The 17,715-nt window shown below is 74.7% G+C and carries 13 protein-coding genes; 6 read left to right on the forward strand and 7 right to left on the reverse strand.

Features of this window, described 5'->3' with window-relative positions:
• Nucleotides 1-10: 10 nt before the first annotated feature.
• Both ACFYYR_RS26310 and ACFYYR_RS26315 read right to left on the reverse strand, forming a co-directional pair.
• The gene (locus ACFYYR_RS26310; RefSeq protein ID WP_388858371.1) at nucleotides 11-1,078 is read right to left on the reverse strand and encodes a TAXI family TRAP transporter solute-binding subunit; all 1,068 of its coding nucleotides are present in this window, start codon (nucleotides 1,076-1,078) and stop codon (nucleotides 11-13) included.
• 194 nt (nucleotides 1,079-1,272) lie between these two features.
• On the reverse strand, nucleotides 1,273-3,597 hold the full coding sequence (locus tag ACFYYR_RS26315; protein WP_388858374.1) for an ATP-binding protein: 2,325 nt from the start codon (nucleotides 3,595-3,597) through the stop codon (nucleotides 1,273-1,275).
• A gap of 252 nt (nucleotides 3,598-3,849) precedes the next feature.
• On the opposite strand from ACFYYR_RS26315, the gene ACFYYR_RS26320 reads away from it, so the two are divergent.
• Both ACFYYR_RS26320 and ACFYYR_RS26325 read left to right on the forward strand, forming a co-directional pair.
• On the forward strand, nucleotides 3,850-4,536 hold the full coding sequence (locus tag ACFYYR_RS26320; RefSeq protein WP_388858377.1) for an alpha/beta fold hydrolase: 687 nt from the start codon (nucleotides 3,850-3,852) through the stop codon (nucleotides 4,534-4,536).
• Nucleotides 4,537-4,549: 13 nt separating this feature from the next.
• On the forward strand, nucleotides 4,550-4,981 hold the full coding sequence (locus ACFYYR_RS26325) for a hypothetical protein (protein WP_388858379.1): 432 nt from the start codon (nucleotides 4,550-4,552) through the stop codon (nucleotides 4,979-4,981).
• A 181-nt stretch (nucleotides 4,982-5,162) separates the two neighbouring features.
• Here the strand turns inward: ACFYYR_RS26325 and ACFYYR_RS26330 are convergent, their stop codons facing one another.
• Entirely contained in the window at nucleotides 5,163-5,561 is a 399-nt protein-coding gene (locus ACFYYR_RS26330) for a VOC family protein (RefSeq protein ID WP_388858382.1), read from the reverse strand.
• Nucleotides 5,562-5,654: 93 nt separating this feature from the next.
• Between ACFYYR_RS26330 and ACFYYR_RS26335 the strand changes: the two genes are divergently transcribed.
• Nucleotides 5,655-6,659 (forward strand): helix-turn-helix transcriptional regulator, encoded by a 1,005-nt coding sequence (locus ACFYYR_RS26335; RefSeq protein WP_388858385.1) that lies wholly within the window; start codon nucleotides 5,655-5,657, stop codon nucleotides 6,657-6,659.
• A gap of 49 nt (nucleotides 6,660-6,708) precedes the next feature.
• Here ACFYYR_RS26335 and ACFYYR_RS26340 read toward each other — a convergent pair whose 3' ends face one another.
• Nucleotides 6,709-8,664, reverse strand: a complete 1,956-nt coding sequence (locus ACFYYR_RS26340) for a LuxR C-terminal-related transcriptional regulator (RefSeq protein WP_388858388.1) — start codon at nucleotides 8,662-8,664, stop codon at nucleotides 6,709-6,711.
• Between the two features lie 404 nt (nucleotides 8,665-9,068).
• Between ACFYYR_RS26340 and ACFYYR_RS26345 the strand changes: the two genes are divergently transcribed.
• Nucleotides 9,069-9,584 carry an ATP-binding protein gene (locus ACFYYR_RS26345; RefSeq protein ID WP_388858391.1) on the forward strand — a complete coding sequence of 172 codons (516 nt, stop codon included), beginning with the start codon at nucleotides 9,069-9,071 and terminating at the stop codon, nucleotides 9,582-9,584.
• A 218-nt stretch (nucleotides 9,585-9,802) separates the two neighbouring features.
• Here the strand turns inward: ACFYYR_RS26345 and ACFYYR_RS26350 are convergent, their stop codons facing one another.
• Both ACFYYR_RS26350 and ACFYYR_RS26355 read right to left on the reverse strand, forming a co-directional pair.
• Nucleotides 9,803-10,516 carry a bleomycin resistance protein gene (locus tag ACFYYR_RS26350; protein WP_388858393.1) on the reverse strand — a complete coding sequence of 238 codons (714 nt, stop codon included), beginning with the start codon at nucleotides 10,514-10,516 and terminating at the stop codon, nucleotides 9,803-9,805.
• A gap of 116 nt (nucleotides 10,517-10,632) precedes the next feature.
• The gene (locus tag ACFYYR_RS26355) at nucleotides 10,633-10,815 is read right to left on the reverse strand and encodes a hypothetical protein (RefSeq protein WP_388858396.1); all 183 of its coding nucleotides are present in this window, start codon (nucleotides 10,813-10,815) and stop codon (nucleotides 10,633-10,635) included.
• 193 nt (nucleotides 10,816-11,008) lie between these two features.
• Here ACFYYR_RS26355 and ACFYYR_RS26360 point away from each other — a divergent pair, with 193 nt between their 5' ends.
• Nucleotides 11,009-14,455 (forward strand): hypothetical protein, encoded by a 3,447-nt coding sequence (locus ACFYYR_RS26360; protein WP_388858399.1) that lies wholly within the window; start codon nucleotides 11,009-11,011, stop codon nucleotides 14,453-14,455.
• 79 nt (nucleotides 14,456-14,534) lie between these two features.
• Here the strand turns inward: ACFYYR_RS26360 and ACFYYR_RS26365 are convergent, their stop codons facing one another.
• A complete protein-coding gene (locus tag ACFYYR_RS26365) occupies nucleotides 14,535-15,734 on the reverse strand; it encodes an AAA family ATPase (protein WP_388858402.1) in 1,200 nt (399 codons plus the stop codon).
• 532 nt (nucleotides 15,735-16,266) lie between these two features.
• Between ACFYYR_RS26365 and ACFYYR_RS26370 the strand changes: the two genes are divergently transcribed.
• Nucleotides 16,267-17,547, forward strand: a complete 1,281-nt coding sequence (locus tag ACFYYR_RS26370) for an ATP-binding protein (protein ID WP_388858405.1) — start codon at nucleotides 16,267-16,269, stop codon at nucleotides 17,545-17,547.
• Nucleotides 17,548-17,715: the final 168 nt, after the last annotated feature.

A 17,715-nucleotide genomic window follows, 5' to 3' on the forward strand; every position in this document is an offset into this window, starting at 1 on the left:
GCTCCGCCGGTCAGCCGTAGGCGGCCCGGTAGTGGGCGACCGCGCCCGGGTGGAGCGGCACGTCTCCGGTGGAGACGGCGAAGCGGGGCTCCAGCCGGGCGCCCGCCGTCACCTCGCGCAGCAGATCGCGCCGCCGGTCGAAGACCAGCCGGAGCAGGTCCCGCGCGGCGCGCTCGGGCACATCGGCCCGGGCCAGCAGGTAGTTGCCGACGCCGATGGTGCCCACGGGCGCCCGCATCCCGTACGCCCCGGCCGGGAGGGTGACGGCCGAGTACACGGCGCCGTGGCGCTCGCGCAGCGGGCGGACGAAGCCGTCCAGCGGCAGGAAGCGCAGCGGAAGGGTGCGGGCGAGCTCCGACAGCGCGGGCGTCGGCACGCCGCCGGACCAGATCAGCGCGTCGACCGTGCCCTCGCGCAGCGCCCGCACGGACTCGGCGAGGCCGAGCGGACGCGTCCGCACCGACCGGTCCCCGGTCAGCCCGGTCATCCGCAGCAGCCGCCGCGCCAGCACCTGGACGCCGGAGCCCGGCGCCCCGGCGGCGACCGGCCGCCCGGCGAGGTCCTGGACGGTGCGGACCGGGCCGCGGGCGGGGACGACGAGGTGCGTGTAGTTCACGTACACCCGGGCCAGCGCCCGGACCGGGACCGGGCGCGAGAAATCCGCCTCACCGTGCACCGCGTCGGCGGCCACATCCGCCATGGCCAGCGCCAGCTCCACCGAGCCCTGGTCCAGCCGGCGCAGGTTGTCGACGCTCGCCGCGGTGCCCACGGGGACGACCTCCAGCCGCTGCCCGCTCGCGGAGAGCGCTTCGGCCAGCGCCTGCCCGAAGGCGTGGTACGGCCCGCCCTTCGGCCCGGTGGCCATCCGCAGCCGCCGTACCGGTCCGGACTCCGACGAGCACCCGGCCAGGACGGCGGCGAGGCCGCCGACGCCGGCCCCCAGCACGCTGCGGCGGCCGGGCTCGCCACGCGGCCCGGCGCCGGCCGGCCGCGCGGCCCCTGCCCGAGCCGGGGCGGCGGGCTCCGGGGTCCGGTCGGCCGCGCGGCTCCCGGGAGCGGGCCCGTCTGCGCTGGTCACGGCGGGAGTGTAACCGCGGGTCCCGGGCCGGGGCCATGAGCGGGAACGGGGCTCACTCGCCACTGTCGGTGGTCGGCAGGGCCCGGTGGGCCCCGCCGCGACGGGCGGTCACGGGGCATGCGCGGCCTGCCCGGCGCGCGGCGTGCTCGGCGCACCAACGTGTCCGGCGCGCGGCGTGCCCGGGGAACGGGAGGTCAGGCCGGGGTGTCCTCCCGGGCTCCGGGGTCGTGGTTCCTCGCCGCCCAGGCGGCGATCTGGGCGCGCGAGGTGAAGCCGAGCTTGGTGAGGATGTGCTCGACGTGGCCCTCGGCGGTGCGCCGGGAGATCGTCAGCTCGGCGGCGATCTCCTTGTTGGTCATGCCCTCCGCGACCAGCCCCGCGACCTCGCGCTCCCGGCGGGTCAGCGGCGCCGACGCCTCGCTCGCGGGCGGCGGAGCGGGGGCCGGGGACTCCTCCACGGCGTAGGAGACGGACTGTTCCAGGGTGAGCCGTGCGCCGGCCCGGACGGCTGCGGTGTACGCGGTGTCGCCCAGCTCGGCGCGCAGGGCCGTCTCGCACTCCTGGTGGCCGGCCTGCAGATGGCCGAGCCCGGTGAGCGCGGACCCGGCGACCCGCCAGGTCGCGTCGGCCGCGCCCAGCAGCGTCGCGGCCCGTTCGCTCCGGCCCGCCGCGGCCGCGCACCAGCCCAGGACCTCCAGGCACTGGGCCACGCCCCACTGGTCGTGGGAGAGCGGTTTGTCCCGCAGCGCGTGCCGGACCAGGGTCCCGGCCCGCTGGTGCCCACCGCGCCGGTAGTGGTCCAGTCCCAGGACCCACAGCGCATGGGTGCGCGACCACTGCGCCTCGTGGGCCTCGCACAGTGCCAGGCACTCCTCGGCGTGGGCGGTGCCGGCGGGGTCGTCGGTGTTGGCGCAGACGGTGGTGAGCATGAAGCAGGTGACCGCGGCGTTGCCGGCGTCGTCGGCCGCCCGGTGCCGTTCGAGGGCGTCCTCCAGCAGCCGTTCGGCGCGGGGGAAGTCGCCCCGGAAGAGGGCCACCAGGCCGTCGAGGTTCACCGTGGCGCGGACCAGGTCCGGGTCCTCGCCCAGGGGGGCGCCGAGGGCGCGGCACTCCGCCACCCGGGCGTCGGCAGCGTCGATGTCTCCCTGCAGGACGGCCAGCAGCCCGTCGACGAAGAGTGCCTTGGCGCGCTCCGGGCCCGGCTCGGGGCCGGCGGCGAGGGCCCGCTCCAGCCACTGGCGGCCCTCGTGGAAGGACCCGAAGCCGAGCCGGTGGATCCACAGGGAGGCGGCGAGGCCGAGCGCCGCCCGGGCTCCGCCGGGTTCGCCGAGGCTGAACTCCAGGGCGGCCCGGAAGTTGGGGTGTTCGGCCCGCAGCCGGGTGAACCAGGCGAGCTGGCCGGGGCCGAACCAGGTGGCCTCGGCCTCCTCGGCGATCGCCCGGTAGTGGTCGCGGTGCCGTTCGCGCAGGGTGTGCTCCTCGCCGGACGCGGCCAGCCGCTCGCGCCCGTACCGGCGCAGGGTGTCCGGCAGCCAGTACCGCATCCGGGCGCCGCGTTCCTCGTGGGCGAGGACGGACTTGTCCACCAGGCCGACGACGAGGTCGAGGACGGCGTCCCGGGCGATGCCGTCCCCGGCACAGACCTGTTCGGCCGCCCACAGGTCGAAGGCGTCCGGGAACACCGACAGCCGCGCCCACATGAGGCGTTCCTCGTCCGTGCACAGGTCGTGGCTCCAGTCGATCGCCGCGCGCAGCGTCCGCTGACGCGGCAGTGCGGCGCGGGACCCGGTGGTGAGCAGGGTGAACCGGTCGTCGAGGCGCAGCAGGATCTCGGACGGGGACAGGGCGCGCAGCCGGGCGGCCGCCAACTCGATGGCCAGGGGCACCCCGTCGAGCCGGTGGCAGATCTCGTGGATCACCGCGGCGTTCTCGGCGGTGAGGAGGAAGTCGGGGCGCATCGCGGTCGCCCGGTCGGCGAACAGCGCCACCGCGTCGCAGAGTCCGGGGGACAGCGCGTCCTCGGAGAGCACCATCGACGGCACCGGGTACACGTGCTCCCCGGACACCCCCAGCGCCTGCCGGCTCGTCGCCAGCACCTGGAGCTCCGGGGCGGCTTTCAGCAGAGTGGCTGTCAGGGCGGCGCCGGCGTCGAGCACATGCTCGCAGTTGTCCAGCACCAGCAGCATCCGTTCACCGGCCACGTGTTCCACGAGCCGGGTCAGGGGGTCGCCGCCGGCTTCGTTGCCGAGCCGCAGGTGGGACGCGACGGTCTGGGCCAGCCGGCTGCCGTCGTCCAGTGCGGCCAGTTCCACCAGCCACACCCCGCCGGGGAAGGAACGCTGTGCGTCGGCGGCGACCCGCAGCGCCAGCCGGGTCTTTCCGATCCCGCCCGGCCCGGTCAGGGTCACCAGCCGCCCGCGCGACAGCAGCGCTCTGGCCTGGGACAGCTCGTGCCGACGCCCGATGAAATGCGTCATCTCTGCCGGCAGCGTGCCGGCTCCCCGGACATGGCCGCCCATGCCCACACCGTAGACGCCTGCCCGGAGCCGGGCAATCCGCTCCTCCGGGCGCCTGGGGGCGGGGCCAAATATCACGGAGTCTCCGTGATTCCCGCCGCCCGCCGGCTCGGCAGTCTGGTTCCTCGTAAGGAGGGCCTCCTCTCCTGGCCCGCCGCCGTGCTCCCCCGGCACGGCGGCGGGCACCCCGGCATCCCGCGAGCGGGCCGTCGAGGGCCGGGAGAGCGGGGCGCCGTTCGGAGACATGAGGAGTCGATGTCCGTGTCGGATGTGGTGCTGGTGCATGGGTTGTGGTCCGACGGGTCCGGCTGGAGCGAGGTCATTCCGTTCCTGCACGACGCCGGTCACCGGGTGACCGCGGTGCAGTTGCCCCTGACCTCTCTGGAGGACGACGTGGCCGCCACCCGGCGGGTGCTCGACGGCCTGCCGGGGCCCGTGGTCCTGGTGGGCTGGTCCTACGGCGGAACAGTGATCAGCAATGCGGTGGTGGACGCGGCGAACGTCTCGGCCCTGGTGTATGTGGCGGCGTTCGCCCCGGAGAAGGGCGAGAGCGGCTTCCAGATCCTGCAGGGGTTCGGGGCGACGGTGGGCGAGGTGGTCCGGCCGTACGACGACGGGCTGTCCGAGGTGGACCGGAGCCGCTTCCGGGAGGTGTTCGCCGCCGATGTGCCGGCGGTGCGCGCGAACGTGCTGGCCGCGGTCCAGAAGCCGTCCGCCCTGAGCTGCCTGGAGTCCCCGTCGGGTGAGCCGGCGTGGCGCGCGATCCGCTCCTGGTACCTGGTCGCGGAGGAGGACCGGGCCCTGCCGCCGGCGGCCCAGCGCTTCATGGCCGCACGCATGGGGGCGGCCGTCGCGTCGGTGCCGTCCAGTCACGCCGCGCCGCTGTCCCGCCCCGGGAACGTCGCCGAGCTCATCATTCGTGCCGCGGTCGGCACGGCCTGAGAGGAACAGTCACATGGTGCACGAATCAACCGCCGCCCCGTACCGGCACGTTCGGCAGCGCGGCGACGACGGACTGCTGCGGTTCTCCCTGAAGCTGGACGGCACGGTGTCCGGTCTCGTCGCGGCGCTCAGCCTGCTGGGCGCGGGGATGCTGGACCCGCTGCTCGGACTGCCCACGTGGCTGCACTGGGCCCAGGGCGCGTTCCTGGCGGTCTACGCCGCCGGGCTCTGGTACGCGGGCACCCGCCCGGACGTGATCCGGCCGGTCGCCGTCAGCGCCGTCCTCCTCAACATCGTGTGGGCGGTGGGCTGTGCGGCGATCATCGCGGCCGGACCGGCGTGGTTCCCCGTCACCCTGCTCGGCAACGCCTATGTCGGCTTCATCGGCATCGCCGTGGTGGTGTTCGGGGCGATGCAGTACGTGGGGCTGAAGCGGGCCGGATAGCGCGACGCGTCCCGACGGGCGGTGGTGCCACGGATGTTGACGCGTTCGTTGCCGGGCGGGGCAGCATCCGTGGCCCCGCCCGGTGCCGGACGGGGCAGGCCTGTGGTCCCCCGCTCGGCCTTCTGGCGGGCCGGCGCCTGTGGCGCCGGCCCGCCGGCGGCTCCCGGCTCCCGCGCTGTGCTCAGCGGGCGAACTTCTCGACGGCGGCCGGCGTGACAGGGGTGAAGAAGTTGACGAGGTTGCCGTCGGGGTCGCGGAACAGGAGCGCGCGGTTTCCCCAGGGCATCGTGGTGGGTTCGTTGACGAAGTCCTCCACGAAGCCGCTCAGGTTCTTGTACACGCTGTCGACGTCGTCGACGAGGAATTCGAGGATGACACTTCGGTTGTCGGCCGCGCGGGCGGAACCGGGCGCGAACAGAGGGACCGTGCGGGTGCTGCCGATCGCGAGGGTGGCCGAGGTGGTCCTGAGCTCGGCGAAGTCCTGGTTGGCCCAGGTGGCGGACACCTCGGTGGCGCGCTCGTAGAAGTCGACGAGGCGGGCGACGTCGCCGGTGATGATGCGGATGGAGACGAAGTTCATGGGTTTTCCCCTCTGGCCGGCCGGTGCTGGTGACCGCACGCTACGACCTATACCGGGCGGAACCCGCCCGGTATGTGCGGGAGACTTCCGGGTATGCCCCGCCCCCTCGCTCGCGTCCTCACCCTGCTGGAGCTTCTGCAGTCGGGAGGCATCCGGACCGTGTCCGAACTCGCCGATCGGTTGAACGTCGACGAGCGCACGGTACGGCGCTACGCACAGCAACTCGTCGACCTCGACGTGCCCGTCGAGTCGGTGCGCGGCCGCTACGGTGGCTACCGGCTCGCCCCCGGCTACCGCATGCCTCCGCTCATGCTGAGCGACGACGAAGCGCTCGCTGTGCTGCTCGGCCTGGTCGCGGGTCGGCGATCGGGCCCGACGGCGACCGCGGATACGGCGCGTGAGACGGCGGCGGCCAAGATCCGGCGCGTGCTGCCCGAGCGTCTGCGCCGCAGGCTCGACGCCGTGCTCGGCTCGCTCGCCTTCACGGATCCGCCCGGCCGGACAGCAGCGGCCCCGGAACCTGCGGTCCTCCTCCCGATGGCCGACGCGGTGCACCATCACCGGCCGGTCTCGATGCGGTACACCGCCGGCGACGGCCGACGCAGCGAGCGCACCCTGCACCCGTACGGGGTCGTCGCCCACGCGGGCAGGTGGTACGTCACGGCTGCGGATCTCTCGGCAGGTGAGGACCGGACCTTCCGACTCGACCGCATCACCGGTGTGAGGATCCTGCCCGGCTCGTTCGAACCACCCGTCGGGATCGATCCGGCCGAGCGCGTCCTGACAGGGCTCGCCACGGTTCCGTACCGGCATGAGGTGACCCTGCGCATCCGGGGAACGGCCGAGCAGATCCACACCCGGCTGCCCCCCGGCGTCGCGATCGTGACGGAACTGCCGCCCCCGCGCAGCACAGACCCGGGGGCCGAGGGCTGGCGCCGTGTCGAACTGCGGGTGGAGCGGCTCGACTGGCTGCCTGCCGTACTCGCCTCGCTGGACCGCCCCTTCGTCATCGACGGCCCGGACGAGCTCCACGGCCTCGTCGAGGCCTTTGCCGAACGGCTCGCGACCTTCGCCCGGCGAAGCCCACCTCATCCGTAGGAGGCCGTCGACGTGCTCCCCGGCCTGAAGTCCCGTCACAGGTTCCGGGTCACGGCCCCTCGGTGTCGGGCCCGTCGCCGAGCGGGGACGCCGCGTCGAGCGGGGACGCCGCGTCGAGCGGGGACGCCGCGTCGAGCAGCGGCGCCAACTCGCGTCGGCCGCTGATGCCGAGCTTGCGGAAACCGCTGGTCAGGTGGTTCTCGACGGTCCGTCGGGTGATGAACAGGATCTCGGCGATCTCCCGGTTGGTGAGCCCGCGGGCGGCGAGCAGCGCGACACGGCGTTCGCTGCCGGTCAGCGCCTGCACCCCGGCCTCATGCGTCCTGCGGGGCCGGGCGCCGAAGGTCCGCAGCCGCTCGCGGGCCAGGGCGGCGAGGCCGACGGCCCCGCACTGCCGGGCGAGGACCAGTCCGCGCAGCGCCAGTTCGCGGGCCAGCCGGGCGTGCCCGGCCTCGCAGCGCAACGTGGCGTACTCGACCAGCGACCGCGCCAGTTCGAGGGTGGCTCCGGCTTCCTCGAGCAGCCCGACGGAGTCCGCCAGGGGCTTCAGGCCCTGACGGCCGCCGGCGGTCACACCGACGGCGCGCAGGCTGACGCCGAGGGTGCGAGGGGTGCCCCAGTCCTGGGCCTGCTCGTGTTCCTGGTGCGCCAGGCGCGCGGCCTGCCCGGGGCTGCCCAGGGCGAGGTGGGTGACGGCGGCGAGCGACCGCCACGCCAGGACGGCCGGGTTGTCGCGCTGCCAGGCGATCTGGCGGCGGCCGCACTCCAGCAGGTCCTCCAGGGCCCCGGGGAGGTCGCCGTGCGCCAGGCGCAGCCGCGCCCGTGCCTCCAGCAGGTGTGCCCACTGCCAGGAGGCGCCGTACCGCTCGGGACCGGCGCCGAGCAGCAGCGCCTCGGCCTCCTCCCGTTGTCCCGTCTCCACCAGTGCGCGCAGCACCCCGGCGACCGCCAGGGGCACCATGGCGTTGCCGCGGACGGCCGAGGTCAGGTCGAGCCAGTGGCGTCCCGCGTCGAGGGCGGGCTGGAGGCGGCCGGTCCGGTGGGCCACCTCGCAGCGGCCCATCGCCAGCAGCGTCCGCGCCGGAGCGCAGTCGTGCCACTGGGTCCGTTCCGCCAGGCGGTCGAGGAAGTCCGTCGTCTCCGCCGGCCGGTCGCACCAGACGAGGGCGAGGACGGCCAGTCCGGTCGCGGCGGCGAACGTGTGGTCCCGGGGCGGCGACGGGTCCAGCGCGTCACGGGCGTCCTCGGCCACGGCCGCCGCGTCGGCGGGGCGGCCGACCGCCAGTGCCGCGCGGACCGCCCGGACCGCCCGTCGGTGGCCGGGGCCGTGGTCCGCGTCGGCCGTCAGCCCGGCCAGCCTGTCGGTCATCCATGGCCGCTTCTCCAGGTCGTCCAGTTCGATGAGCACACGCTGCAGGCGCAGGCCGAACGAGGCGTCGTCGCACGAGGGACCGGTGGTGGCCAGCAGCCGGGCCTCGCGTTCGAGGAGCTCCCCCGCCTGGCAGCCGCGCTGCCCCCGCGCCAGGGCGTCGGCCAGTACGGGCACCACGTCCAGCCGGGCCACCGGGGTGGTGAGCTCGTCGAGCGCGGCACACAGGTGACGGACCGCCGCCGCCGGATGAGCCGGTGCCTCGGCGCGGCCCAGTTCGGCGAGGAGCACGCCCCGCCCCGCCGCGGGCAGTTCCTCCAGCGCGCGCCGCAGGTACGTGACGGCGGCCTCGGCGTCGCCGCGTGCCGCGGCCAGGCGCGCGGCGGCCCGGAGGGCGCCGGCCACCCACACCCTGCCGGCGGGCTCGGTCGCGAGCAGATGTCCGGCGACCTCCTCCAGAGGGCCGTCCTGATCGTGCAGGATCCGGGCGGCCCGGTAGTGCGGGCCGGAACCGTCGTGCGAAGCGGGCGTGTTGATGGGATCTCCGTGGGTGGTCGGGCTGCACGGGAGGGCCGGGTACGGCTGCGGTCCTCGCCGGTGCGCGAGGCGCCGGGGCCTCTCGGTGGCGCGCGGCACTGGCGGGCAGGGCCATGTGACCGATCATGTGCGCCGGCCCCGGATCCTGTGAGGGGAGAACCACCCGGAGGGATACCTGGGCGCGCGGTACCCACGGGGTTGCCCGATGGCCGGTGACCGTGCTGATGCCTGTCCGGGGGCGGAGCCGGTGCCGTGCGGATGTCCGTCCGGGGCCGGTGACCGACGGCCTCGTGTGCGGGAGTGGGGGCGCGTACTGGGGGCCTTGCTCCGGGGGCTACGTACCGACGGCCGGATCCACGTCGGCGGAGGACGTGCGGAGCGGGAAGCGGGTAGTGCGTACCCGGGTAGTGGTTCGGGTATGTTCCGGGCTCCGCCCGGCACGGGCGCTGTGCAGGGTGGAGGTGTTGTCCGTTCCCTGACGCCCTCACCTCCGGCAGACGACCATGAAGAACACCCACCCATCGCTCGCATGCGCTCCGGCGGCCGACGCGCGGCACCGCGGCCGGCCGTGCCGGGAGCAGGACGGCCCGCCCAGCAGCCCCGCGGGCGTGCCGCTCACCGACCACCACACGTCGTGTCGGCTCGCACACCGTCCGGAGGCGGTCCGGCACGCCCGCCAGATCGTCGGGTCCGTGCTGCGCCGCTGGCAGGTCGCCGAGGACGCGGCCGCCTCGGTCCTGCTGGTGGTGTCCGAGCTGGTGACCAACGCGGTCGAGCACGCACGGCCGCCGCTGGCCTTGAATGTGCTGCTCGAACACACGGGGCGGCGGGTGTGGGTCGGCATCACCGACGGCGGCCCGGCCGCGCAGCAGGGGGCCTGGGCGGCTTCCTGCGCCCAGGACGAGCACGGCCGCGGCCTGGCCATCGTCGACACCCTCGCCACCGCACACGGCACCCGCCGTCACCGGAAGGGCACCACCCACTGGGCGCGCGTACCCGCGGTGGACCGGCCCGCTTGACCGCCCTGGGGGTACCCGTCCGCCAGGGCACCGCCGAGAACGGGGTGCGCCACGCAGCCCTACCGGTGACTCCGCGCCTTCCGCGTGAGGGCCCGAGGGCCGATCGCCCCCTCCCCCGGAGCGCGGTTGCACCAGGCCCCGGTCCGCGGCGCGTCGCCGTGCGCCTCACCCGTAGCGGATCGGATCACGGGCCGGGGCTGAGGACGGACACCGCACTCTCACGGCCCGCCGGCGGTCCGCAGGTCCGCCAACCGCGCCAGATCGGCCCGGGCCGAACTCCGTTCTTCGGCGGTGAGCCGGACCTTCGCGGCCTCGGCGCAGGCGGTCGCCGCGGTCTCCTCGTCCCCCAGCCGCCCGGCGGCATCCGCCCGGAGGACCAGAAGTTGCAGCAGTTGCAGAGGAGTCGGCCGTTCGTCCTCCAGGCGCAGCACACGGTCGATGACCTTCGCCGCGCCTGCCGGGTCGCCCTTCGAGTCGGCGAGCAGGGACGCATGGTGCAGCGCCCGGGCGAACGTCTCCTGAGGGGCGGGCCGGTGGTGCTGGTCCTCGTCGGTCGGCTGTCCGATGCGGAGGCAGTTGCCCCCGGGATCGGTGATCAGGAACTGCCGCACGCCGTACGACATGTCCTTGAGCGGTCCGATGCGCGGGAGTCCCCGGGTGGGGATCCTCCCGTACGTGTCCTTGAGTCCGGCGCGGAACACCTGGTACAGCCCGTCGACATCGTCGGTCATGACGTAACAGGTGCTGACCGACGCGGCCGGGTCGTACTGCTTCAGCCCGAAGAACTGGAGCTCGATGCCGCCGCGCTGCACGACGGCGTAGGGATTGGGGCTCTTCTGCTGGAAGGTCACCTCGAACCCGAGAGCCGAGTAGAAGGTGAGAACGGGCTGGAGTGCCTGGCACGGCAGGATCGGAATCGTCTTCTCGCCCATGGCCACACCTTAGTGGTCGGCTCCGGAAGTCCTTCGGGGTTTCCGACGCTGCCGACGCGACGGCGGATTCCTCCTGGTGACCGGCGCACGGAGACCGTGAGGACTCGATCCTCGCCCTAGTGATAGGCACCGACAGCCGCGAGGTACAGCGCGCACGCGCCGCCGACCGCGCTGCCGCCGATCGCGACCGCGCCGGCCGGTGAGGCGCCGCCGCGCCAGGCGACGAAGGCGGCGACGGAGCCGATGTGCACGGCGACGGAGAACGCCAGCAGCAGGGCCAGCAGGTGAAGACCGGTCATGGGTCCTCCTCGGACGGGCCCCGAGCGGGGCCGACTGCGGCGAGACTGATCGTCCTGCGCCCCGTCCTGCAACAGTCCGCAACAGATTGGGCACTTGCTGTGCCCGGCGGCTGGTGGAAGGCCTACGCTCGCCGTGTCCGGCCGTGTCCGGTCCGGACAGCAGGACATCATCCGGGCACGCTGGGGGCGGCAGATGGGCAGAACGCCCGACATCTACGAGGACTTACGACGCGTCGGCACGCTGAAGCGCACCCGGTTGGGCGGCCGGCCGACCGACAGCGCACTGACCCGTCTGCTCACCGACGTCAAGAGCAGGAACACCGTGGGGTCATGGCTGCGCGGTGCGCACTGTCCGCAGTCGGAGAGCACGCTGCTGACCGTCATCGGGGAGATCCGCGAGGAGGCCCGCCGCCAGGGCGTCCTCGCCACGCAGGCGGATCCGGACGGGCCCTCGGAGGAGACGGTCGCCGAGTTGCTGGCCCTGGAGCGCTGGGAGGCCGGCTGGAAGGCCGAGCAGGACCGCCGGGCGGCGCCGGCCTCCCCGGACGCCGCTGTGCGGGGGCAGGCGCTCGCGGCCGTCGAGCGGGAGGAACGGCAGGCCCTCCGGGCCGCGTTGCCCGACCGGCCGCGCCCGCTGCGGTCGTGGGGCGCGCAGCGGCTGGGGGTGCACCGGGCGATCACCGGGCTCTCCGGCACGGACGCGGCTTCCGAGTTCGTGCTGCCGCACTATGTGCCCCGCCCCCACGATCTCCGCCTGCGCGAACGGCTGACGCGGGCCGTGGCGCACGGGGCGCCGCCGCTGCTGGTGGTGGTGCGCGGCGGATCCTGCACGGGCAAGACCCGGACCGCGTTCGAGGCGCTCCGGGCCGCGGTGCCGGAGGAGTTCGCGATGCTGTGTCCCGCCGACGGGGACGGGCTGCTGGCGGCGCTGGCCGCCGACGCCGTGGATCCGGGGACCGTGGTGTGGCTGGACGAGGCGCAGGACTACCTGACCGGTCCGGCCGGGGAGGCCGTCGCCGCCGGACTGCTGCGCCGGCTGGACGGTGACGGTCCGCTCATCGTGATCGCCACCCTGTGGCCGGACCGCTACCGGGACCTCACCACGGCCCCCCGGAAGGGGGACCTGAGCGACCCGCACCGGCACACCCGGATCCTGCTGGAGCAGGCGTACAACGCCCCTGTTCCCGACACGTTCGCCGACGGTCTGGACGCGGTCCGGGCGGCGGCCGGGCACGACCCGGCGCTGGCGGCGGCCCTGCGGGGCGGCAGCTCCGAGGTGACGCAGGAACTCACCGCCGCCGCGCAGCTGGTGGAGCACTACGAGAGTCCGTCCGGTACTCCTGGCGTCTACGGCAAGGCCCTGATCACGGTGGCTCTGGACGCGTCACGCCTGGGGGCGGCAGCCCCGCTGCCGTACGCCTTCCTGGAGGCCGCGGCCTTCGGCTATCTCACCGAGCGCCGGCGCGCCGCCGCCGTCACCTGCGAGGGCAGTCCCGACCACTGGTTCACCGGCGGTCTCGACTACGCCCGCACGGTGATCAGGGACGTGACCAGTGCACTGCAGGACGTGGCGCCCGCTTCCGGCATGGGCGCGATCCCCGGTGTGGTGCGGCCGGCCGACTACCTCCGGCAGCACGGCGAGCGCACCCGCGCCGCCGAGTGCCCGCCGGCCGGCTTCTGGGATGCCGCCGCGGACCATCTCACCGCCGGCAGCGATCTCCGTGCCCTCGCCGAGGCGGCGGAGCGGCGGGGCCGGTACCGGTGCGCGGCCGTGCTTCTGCACCGTGCCGCCGACGCCGGTGACCGTGACGCGATGGCGCAGCTGGCGCGTCTGCTGGAGAGGGCCGGCCGCCGGGACGAGGCGGTGCCGTGGTGGCGGTGTGCGGCCGACGCGGGGGACCCCCGGGCCATGGCGCTCGTCGGTGCCGTGGCCGCCCGGGAGGGCCGCGCCGACGAGGCACTGACCTGGTGGGAGGCCGCCACGGCCGCGGGCGACGGCGAGGCCCCGGTCCGGGCCGCCCACTTCCTGCGGGGCTCCGGCCGGGAGGAGGCCCGCGTCTGGTGGGAGAGGGCCGAGCAGGTGACCCACGGCTACACCTCCCGCGGGATCATGAACGTGCTGGTGCGCGAGGGACGCAGCGACGAAGCCCTCGCCTGGCTGCGGGACAGACACACGGGCGGCATCTCGGAAGTGTGCGGTCTGGCCGGGCTGTTGCAGGAGCAGGGCCGTACGGAGGAAGCAATCCGCGTGTGGCAGCGCCTCGTCGAGGACGACGACTGGGAGGCACCGGCCCGCGAGGCCTGGCTGCGCACGGCGGCGGAACTGCTGATCGACGCCGGGCGGGCGGACGAGGCGATCGGCTGGCTGCGCGGCCTCGCCGAACGGGGCGACACCATGGCCTTGCCGGAGACGGTCCGGCAGTGGGTCGCCCTGCGGCCCGCCGACGAGGCCGTGGAGTGGCTGAAGGCGTACGCGCTCAGCCACCGGGCCGTGAACGACACCACGGCTGTCGAGGTCGCCGAACTGCTGACGGCCGACGGGCGCGTGGAGGAGGCTCTCGCCTGGCTGAAGGAGCGGGCGGACGACGGTGACTGCGCCGCGCTGGACCGCGCCGTGAGCATGCTGCACGGCAGGGGACGCGGGGACGAGGCGCTCAGCTGGCTGGCGTCGCCGTCGGCCGGATCGGCGACACAACCGGGCGGCGCCCGTTCCCTGCGCCGGTTGGCCGGGCTGTTGCAGGCACAGGGCTACGCGGGCGTGGCCCTGCTGATGGTGCGCGACTGCATCGGCCTGCTCGGTGGGATGGCCGGTCTCCTCGGGTCGGGGCCGGCGGATTCGGACGCGGCCCTGCGCGATCTGCTGAGCGACTGGGACAAGGCCGCGGCATCGGGCGATGCGAATGCCATGGTTCATGCCGCGGTGCTCATCGATGTCGCCGACCGCTATGAGGACGTCCGGCGGTGTCTGACCGACCGCGGGGACAGCGGCCCGCGGGCCGTGCACTGCGGGGACGCCGAGGATGTGCGCCAGGTGGGCCAGTGGCTCCGCGAGCGGGCCGGCTCCGACGATCCGTCGACGGTGTTCCGCACCGCGGGTCTCGCCGCCGACGCCGGCTGGAGCGACGCAGCGCTCACCTGGTACGCCCGACTCGACGAGCAGGGCTATCGCCAGGCCTGGAACGAGATGACCGCCCTGCTGGACAGGACGGGCCGCACCGACGCGTTGGAGCGGGAGCTGCTGAAGGTCGTCGGTGAAGGGGGCTGGTATGCGCAAGACCAGCTGACGGAAGTGCTGGGGAGGACCCGGCGGACCGACGACGCGGTCGCGTATCTGCGCACGTGCCGTGGGGTCGATCACTCCGTCCTGATCGCGTGCCTGTACACGGCGGCGGGCCGTACCGACGACGCGCTCACCGCCTGGCAGCAGTACGCGGACCGCGGCGACGGCTACGGCTATGCCCTGAAGCAGGCCGTCGCCCTGCTGCGGGACGCGGGGCGGTCCGCCGACGCGCGCCGGCTGCTCCGTTACGGGTGGGAGGCGGACGGTACCCCGGCCGAGCCCTGGGAGGTCCGGCCTCCCCGCCGGGCCACCGCGCCGGAACCCGCGAGCCCGCACCGAGGTCTCCCGCGGGAACCCTGAACCGGCGGCCCGACAGCGCGGGATCCGGCGCGGAGAACCGGCCGGGCCGCCGCTCGGCCGCGGGCCCGGCCGGCGTTCGTCAGCGTTTCGGCCAGTGCCACAGCGGTTCGTCCAGGATGCTCTCGCGGCCCGCGACCTCGGTGCGGCCGAACTCCTTGACGAGTTCGATGTTCTGCAGCTCCACCCGGTGCCGTGCGGCCCCGGCGGTCAGTGCCGTCGCCAGCGGTCCGGCGTGGGTCACGACGACCGTCTGGGTGTCCCGGCTCGCCGTGAGGATCAGGTCGGCCAGGGGCTCGAGGAGGTCCGGGTGCAGGCTGGTCTCCGGCTCGTTGAGCACCATCAGGGCGGGCGGACGGGGCGTGAGCAGCGCCGCGGCCCACAGCAGGTAGCGCAGGGTGCCGTCGGAGAGCTCCGCGGCGCCCAGTGGTCGCAGCAGGCCGGGCTGGTGCAGCTGGAGGCCGAAGCGGCCGTCGCTCGGGGTGATCTCGATCCGGCTGCCCGGGAAGGCCGCGTCGACGGCCTCGGCCAGGGCCTCCTCGTCGCCGGTCTCCCGGATCGTCTGGAGTGCCGCCGGCAGGTCGGAGCCGTCGGCCGAGAGCACGGGGGTGCGGGTGCCGATGCGGGTGGAGCGGGCCGGTGCGTCGGCGTCGGTGCGCACATGGTCGTAGAAGCGCCAGGAGCGGATGTGCTCGCGCAGGGTGAGGAGGTCCGGCGCCAGCTGCGGATCGGCGAGCTCACTGAGCATCGAGTCGTGGGGGCGCAGCACACCGGTGCTGCGGTGCCAGCTTCCGTCGGCCGTACGGGTCTTCACCGCGGGCCCGGACCGGTCGGACAGGAGCGCGGCGGGGCGCAGCACCGGTCCGGCCCAGGTGGCCTCGCGTTTGATCTCCGGGTCGAGGTTGAACAGCGACGGCACCTTGGGGGTCCCGGCGGAGGGAATGGGGTGACCGAAGTCGACGGCGTAGCCGAACTCGTCCCCGGCGAAGCCCAGGCGGAGGCTGACGGGTTCGGTGCGGAGCGTGCCCGTCAGGGGTGCCTCGCCCGCGCGTACCGCCCGGCTGACGCTCTCGGGCCCCGCCCACAGGGTGGAGGGCAGGCCGCCCTCGCGGGCCAGGGCGGCGACGGCTCCGCCGCGTGCGGAGTCGGCCAGCAGGCGCAGGGAACGGTAGAGGCTGGACTTGCCGGTGCCGTTGGCGCCGGTCACCACGGTGAGCCGGCCGAGGGGGACGATCAGTTTGCGCAGCGAGCGGTAGTTCTCGACGGCCAGTGTCGTGATCATTCGTGCGGTACTTCCTCCGAGGTCGGAGTGGAGGGGCGCGGGGCAGCGGGCCGACCGGCCCGCTGCCCGGTTGCGCACCGGCGGCGGGCGGTGACCGGCCGGGGCTCCCCTCCATGGTGCGGCCGGCTGGTGTCTCGAGCCCTCAGACGCGAGCGGAGCCGTGGGGGTTGACCGGACGTCCGCGCCGCAGCGCCCGGAGGCCGACGCGGTGCCCGCCGGCGGGCCGAACCGAAGGGATCGGGCATGCCGGCCCTCCCTGGGAGGTGAGGGACACGTCGTCTCCTTCAATCGGCCCCGGACCCCGTGCGCCGACCAGGCCGTGAGCGCCTGCCCCGCCGCCGGGCGGCTCCCGCCCGGGACGCGACCTGCGGCGGCCCGGCCGCAGCGCCCGCGCAAGCGCCCGTCCGTTCGACGGCGGGCCGTCCGGCACGGAGAATGGGCAGGGCAGGTGCGCCTCGGCGGGCGCGGCATGCGGTGCCCGAGGGGCGGCGTGCGGCGGCCGGGGCGGCAGCGGCCTCGGCCAGGGGTGATCATGCCGACGTGGCGACTGCGGGACTTCCGCGACGACGATCTGGACCGTGCCATCCAGATCTGGGACCAGGACCGGCCGGCGGACGGCGCTGCTCCCGTCTTCCCGGTCTCCGAGGTCATGATCGCCGCCCGGTCGGGGGCGCCCGCCGTGGTCGCCGTGGTGGGCGACGACGTGGTGGGCATGGCCGTGGCCCAGGCCCACGGCGAGCGGGCCTGGATCACGCTGGTGGCGCTGGCCGGTATGTGGCGCAACCGCGGGATCGGCAGTTCCCTGATCGCCGAACTCGAGCGGCGGCTGCGGGCCCAGGGCGTGCGCCGGATCGGCGCGCTGCTGGAGCCGGGGGTCACCGGGACCTCGGCCCTGGAGAACTCCGGTTACCGGCCCCGGCCCGGACTCGTGCTCTACGAGAAGGTCGAGCATCTCGGCGCCAGCGACGCGGGGCTCCTCGCGGAGCTCGGCGGGCGGGTGCTGCTCCCCGGACTGTGGGACGCGCTCGCCGGCATGGAGCGGGAGAAGGAGGCCATCGAGCGGCGGATCGTGCTGCCGCTGGCGGAACCCGCGCTGGCCGACCGGTACGGGGTGCGGCCCCCGAAGGCGGTCATCCTCTTCGGTCCGCCGGGCACCGGGAAGACCAGTTTCGCGAAGGCCGTCGCCTCCCGGCTGGCGTGGCCGTTCGTGGAGCTCTTTCCCTCCCGGCTCGCCTCGGGCACCGCGGGAGGGCTCGCCGCCTCGCTCCGCGACGCGTTCGCCGACCTCGCCGAACTGGAGACCGTCCTGCTCTTCATCGACGAGGTGGAGGAGATCGCGGGCGTCCGGTCCGGCCTGGCCGTCGACCCCGGCCACGGGGTCACCAATGAGCTGCTGAAGCTGATCCCGGGATTCCGGGAGCACGACGACCGGCTGCTGATCTGCGCCACCAACTCGGTGCGCTCCCTGGATCCCGCGTTCCTGCGCCACGGACGGTTCGACTACGTCATCCCCGTCGGTCCCCCGGACCCTGTGGCGCGAGCGGCGATCTGGCAGCGCTATCTGGGGCCCGCGGCGGACGGCATCGACCTTCACCGGCTGGTCGAGGCCAGCGAGATGTTCACGCCCGCCGACATCGAGTTCGCCGCGAGCAAGGGCGCTCACGCGGCGTTCGAACGCGAATTCCTCGGCCGGGCGGGCGCGCCCGCCGGCACCGAGGACTTCCTGGCCGCCATCGCGGAGACCCGGCCCACCCTCACCGAGGCGGCGCTGACCGAGTTCGGCGAGGACATCGAGCAGTACGTGCGCATGTGACGGACGCCGGCCGGGGCCGCGGTGGCACCGGGCTCCGGAACGGGCAGGGCGGGGCACGTTCCGGAGCCCGGTGCCGGTGTTCTCGGACCGGACCGCGGGGACGGGGCGGGAGCTCGGCACAGCCGCTTCCGGAGGCGGTGCTCCGGTCCCGCGCCCTCGGCCGCACCG

This window comes from Streptomyces sp. NPDC001922 (assembly GCF_042891165.1).
Taxonomy (GTDB): domain Bacteria; phylum Actinomycetota; class Actinomycetes; order Streptomycetales; family Streptomycetaceae; genus Streptomyces.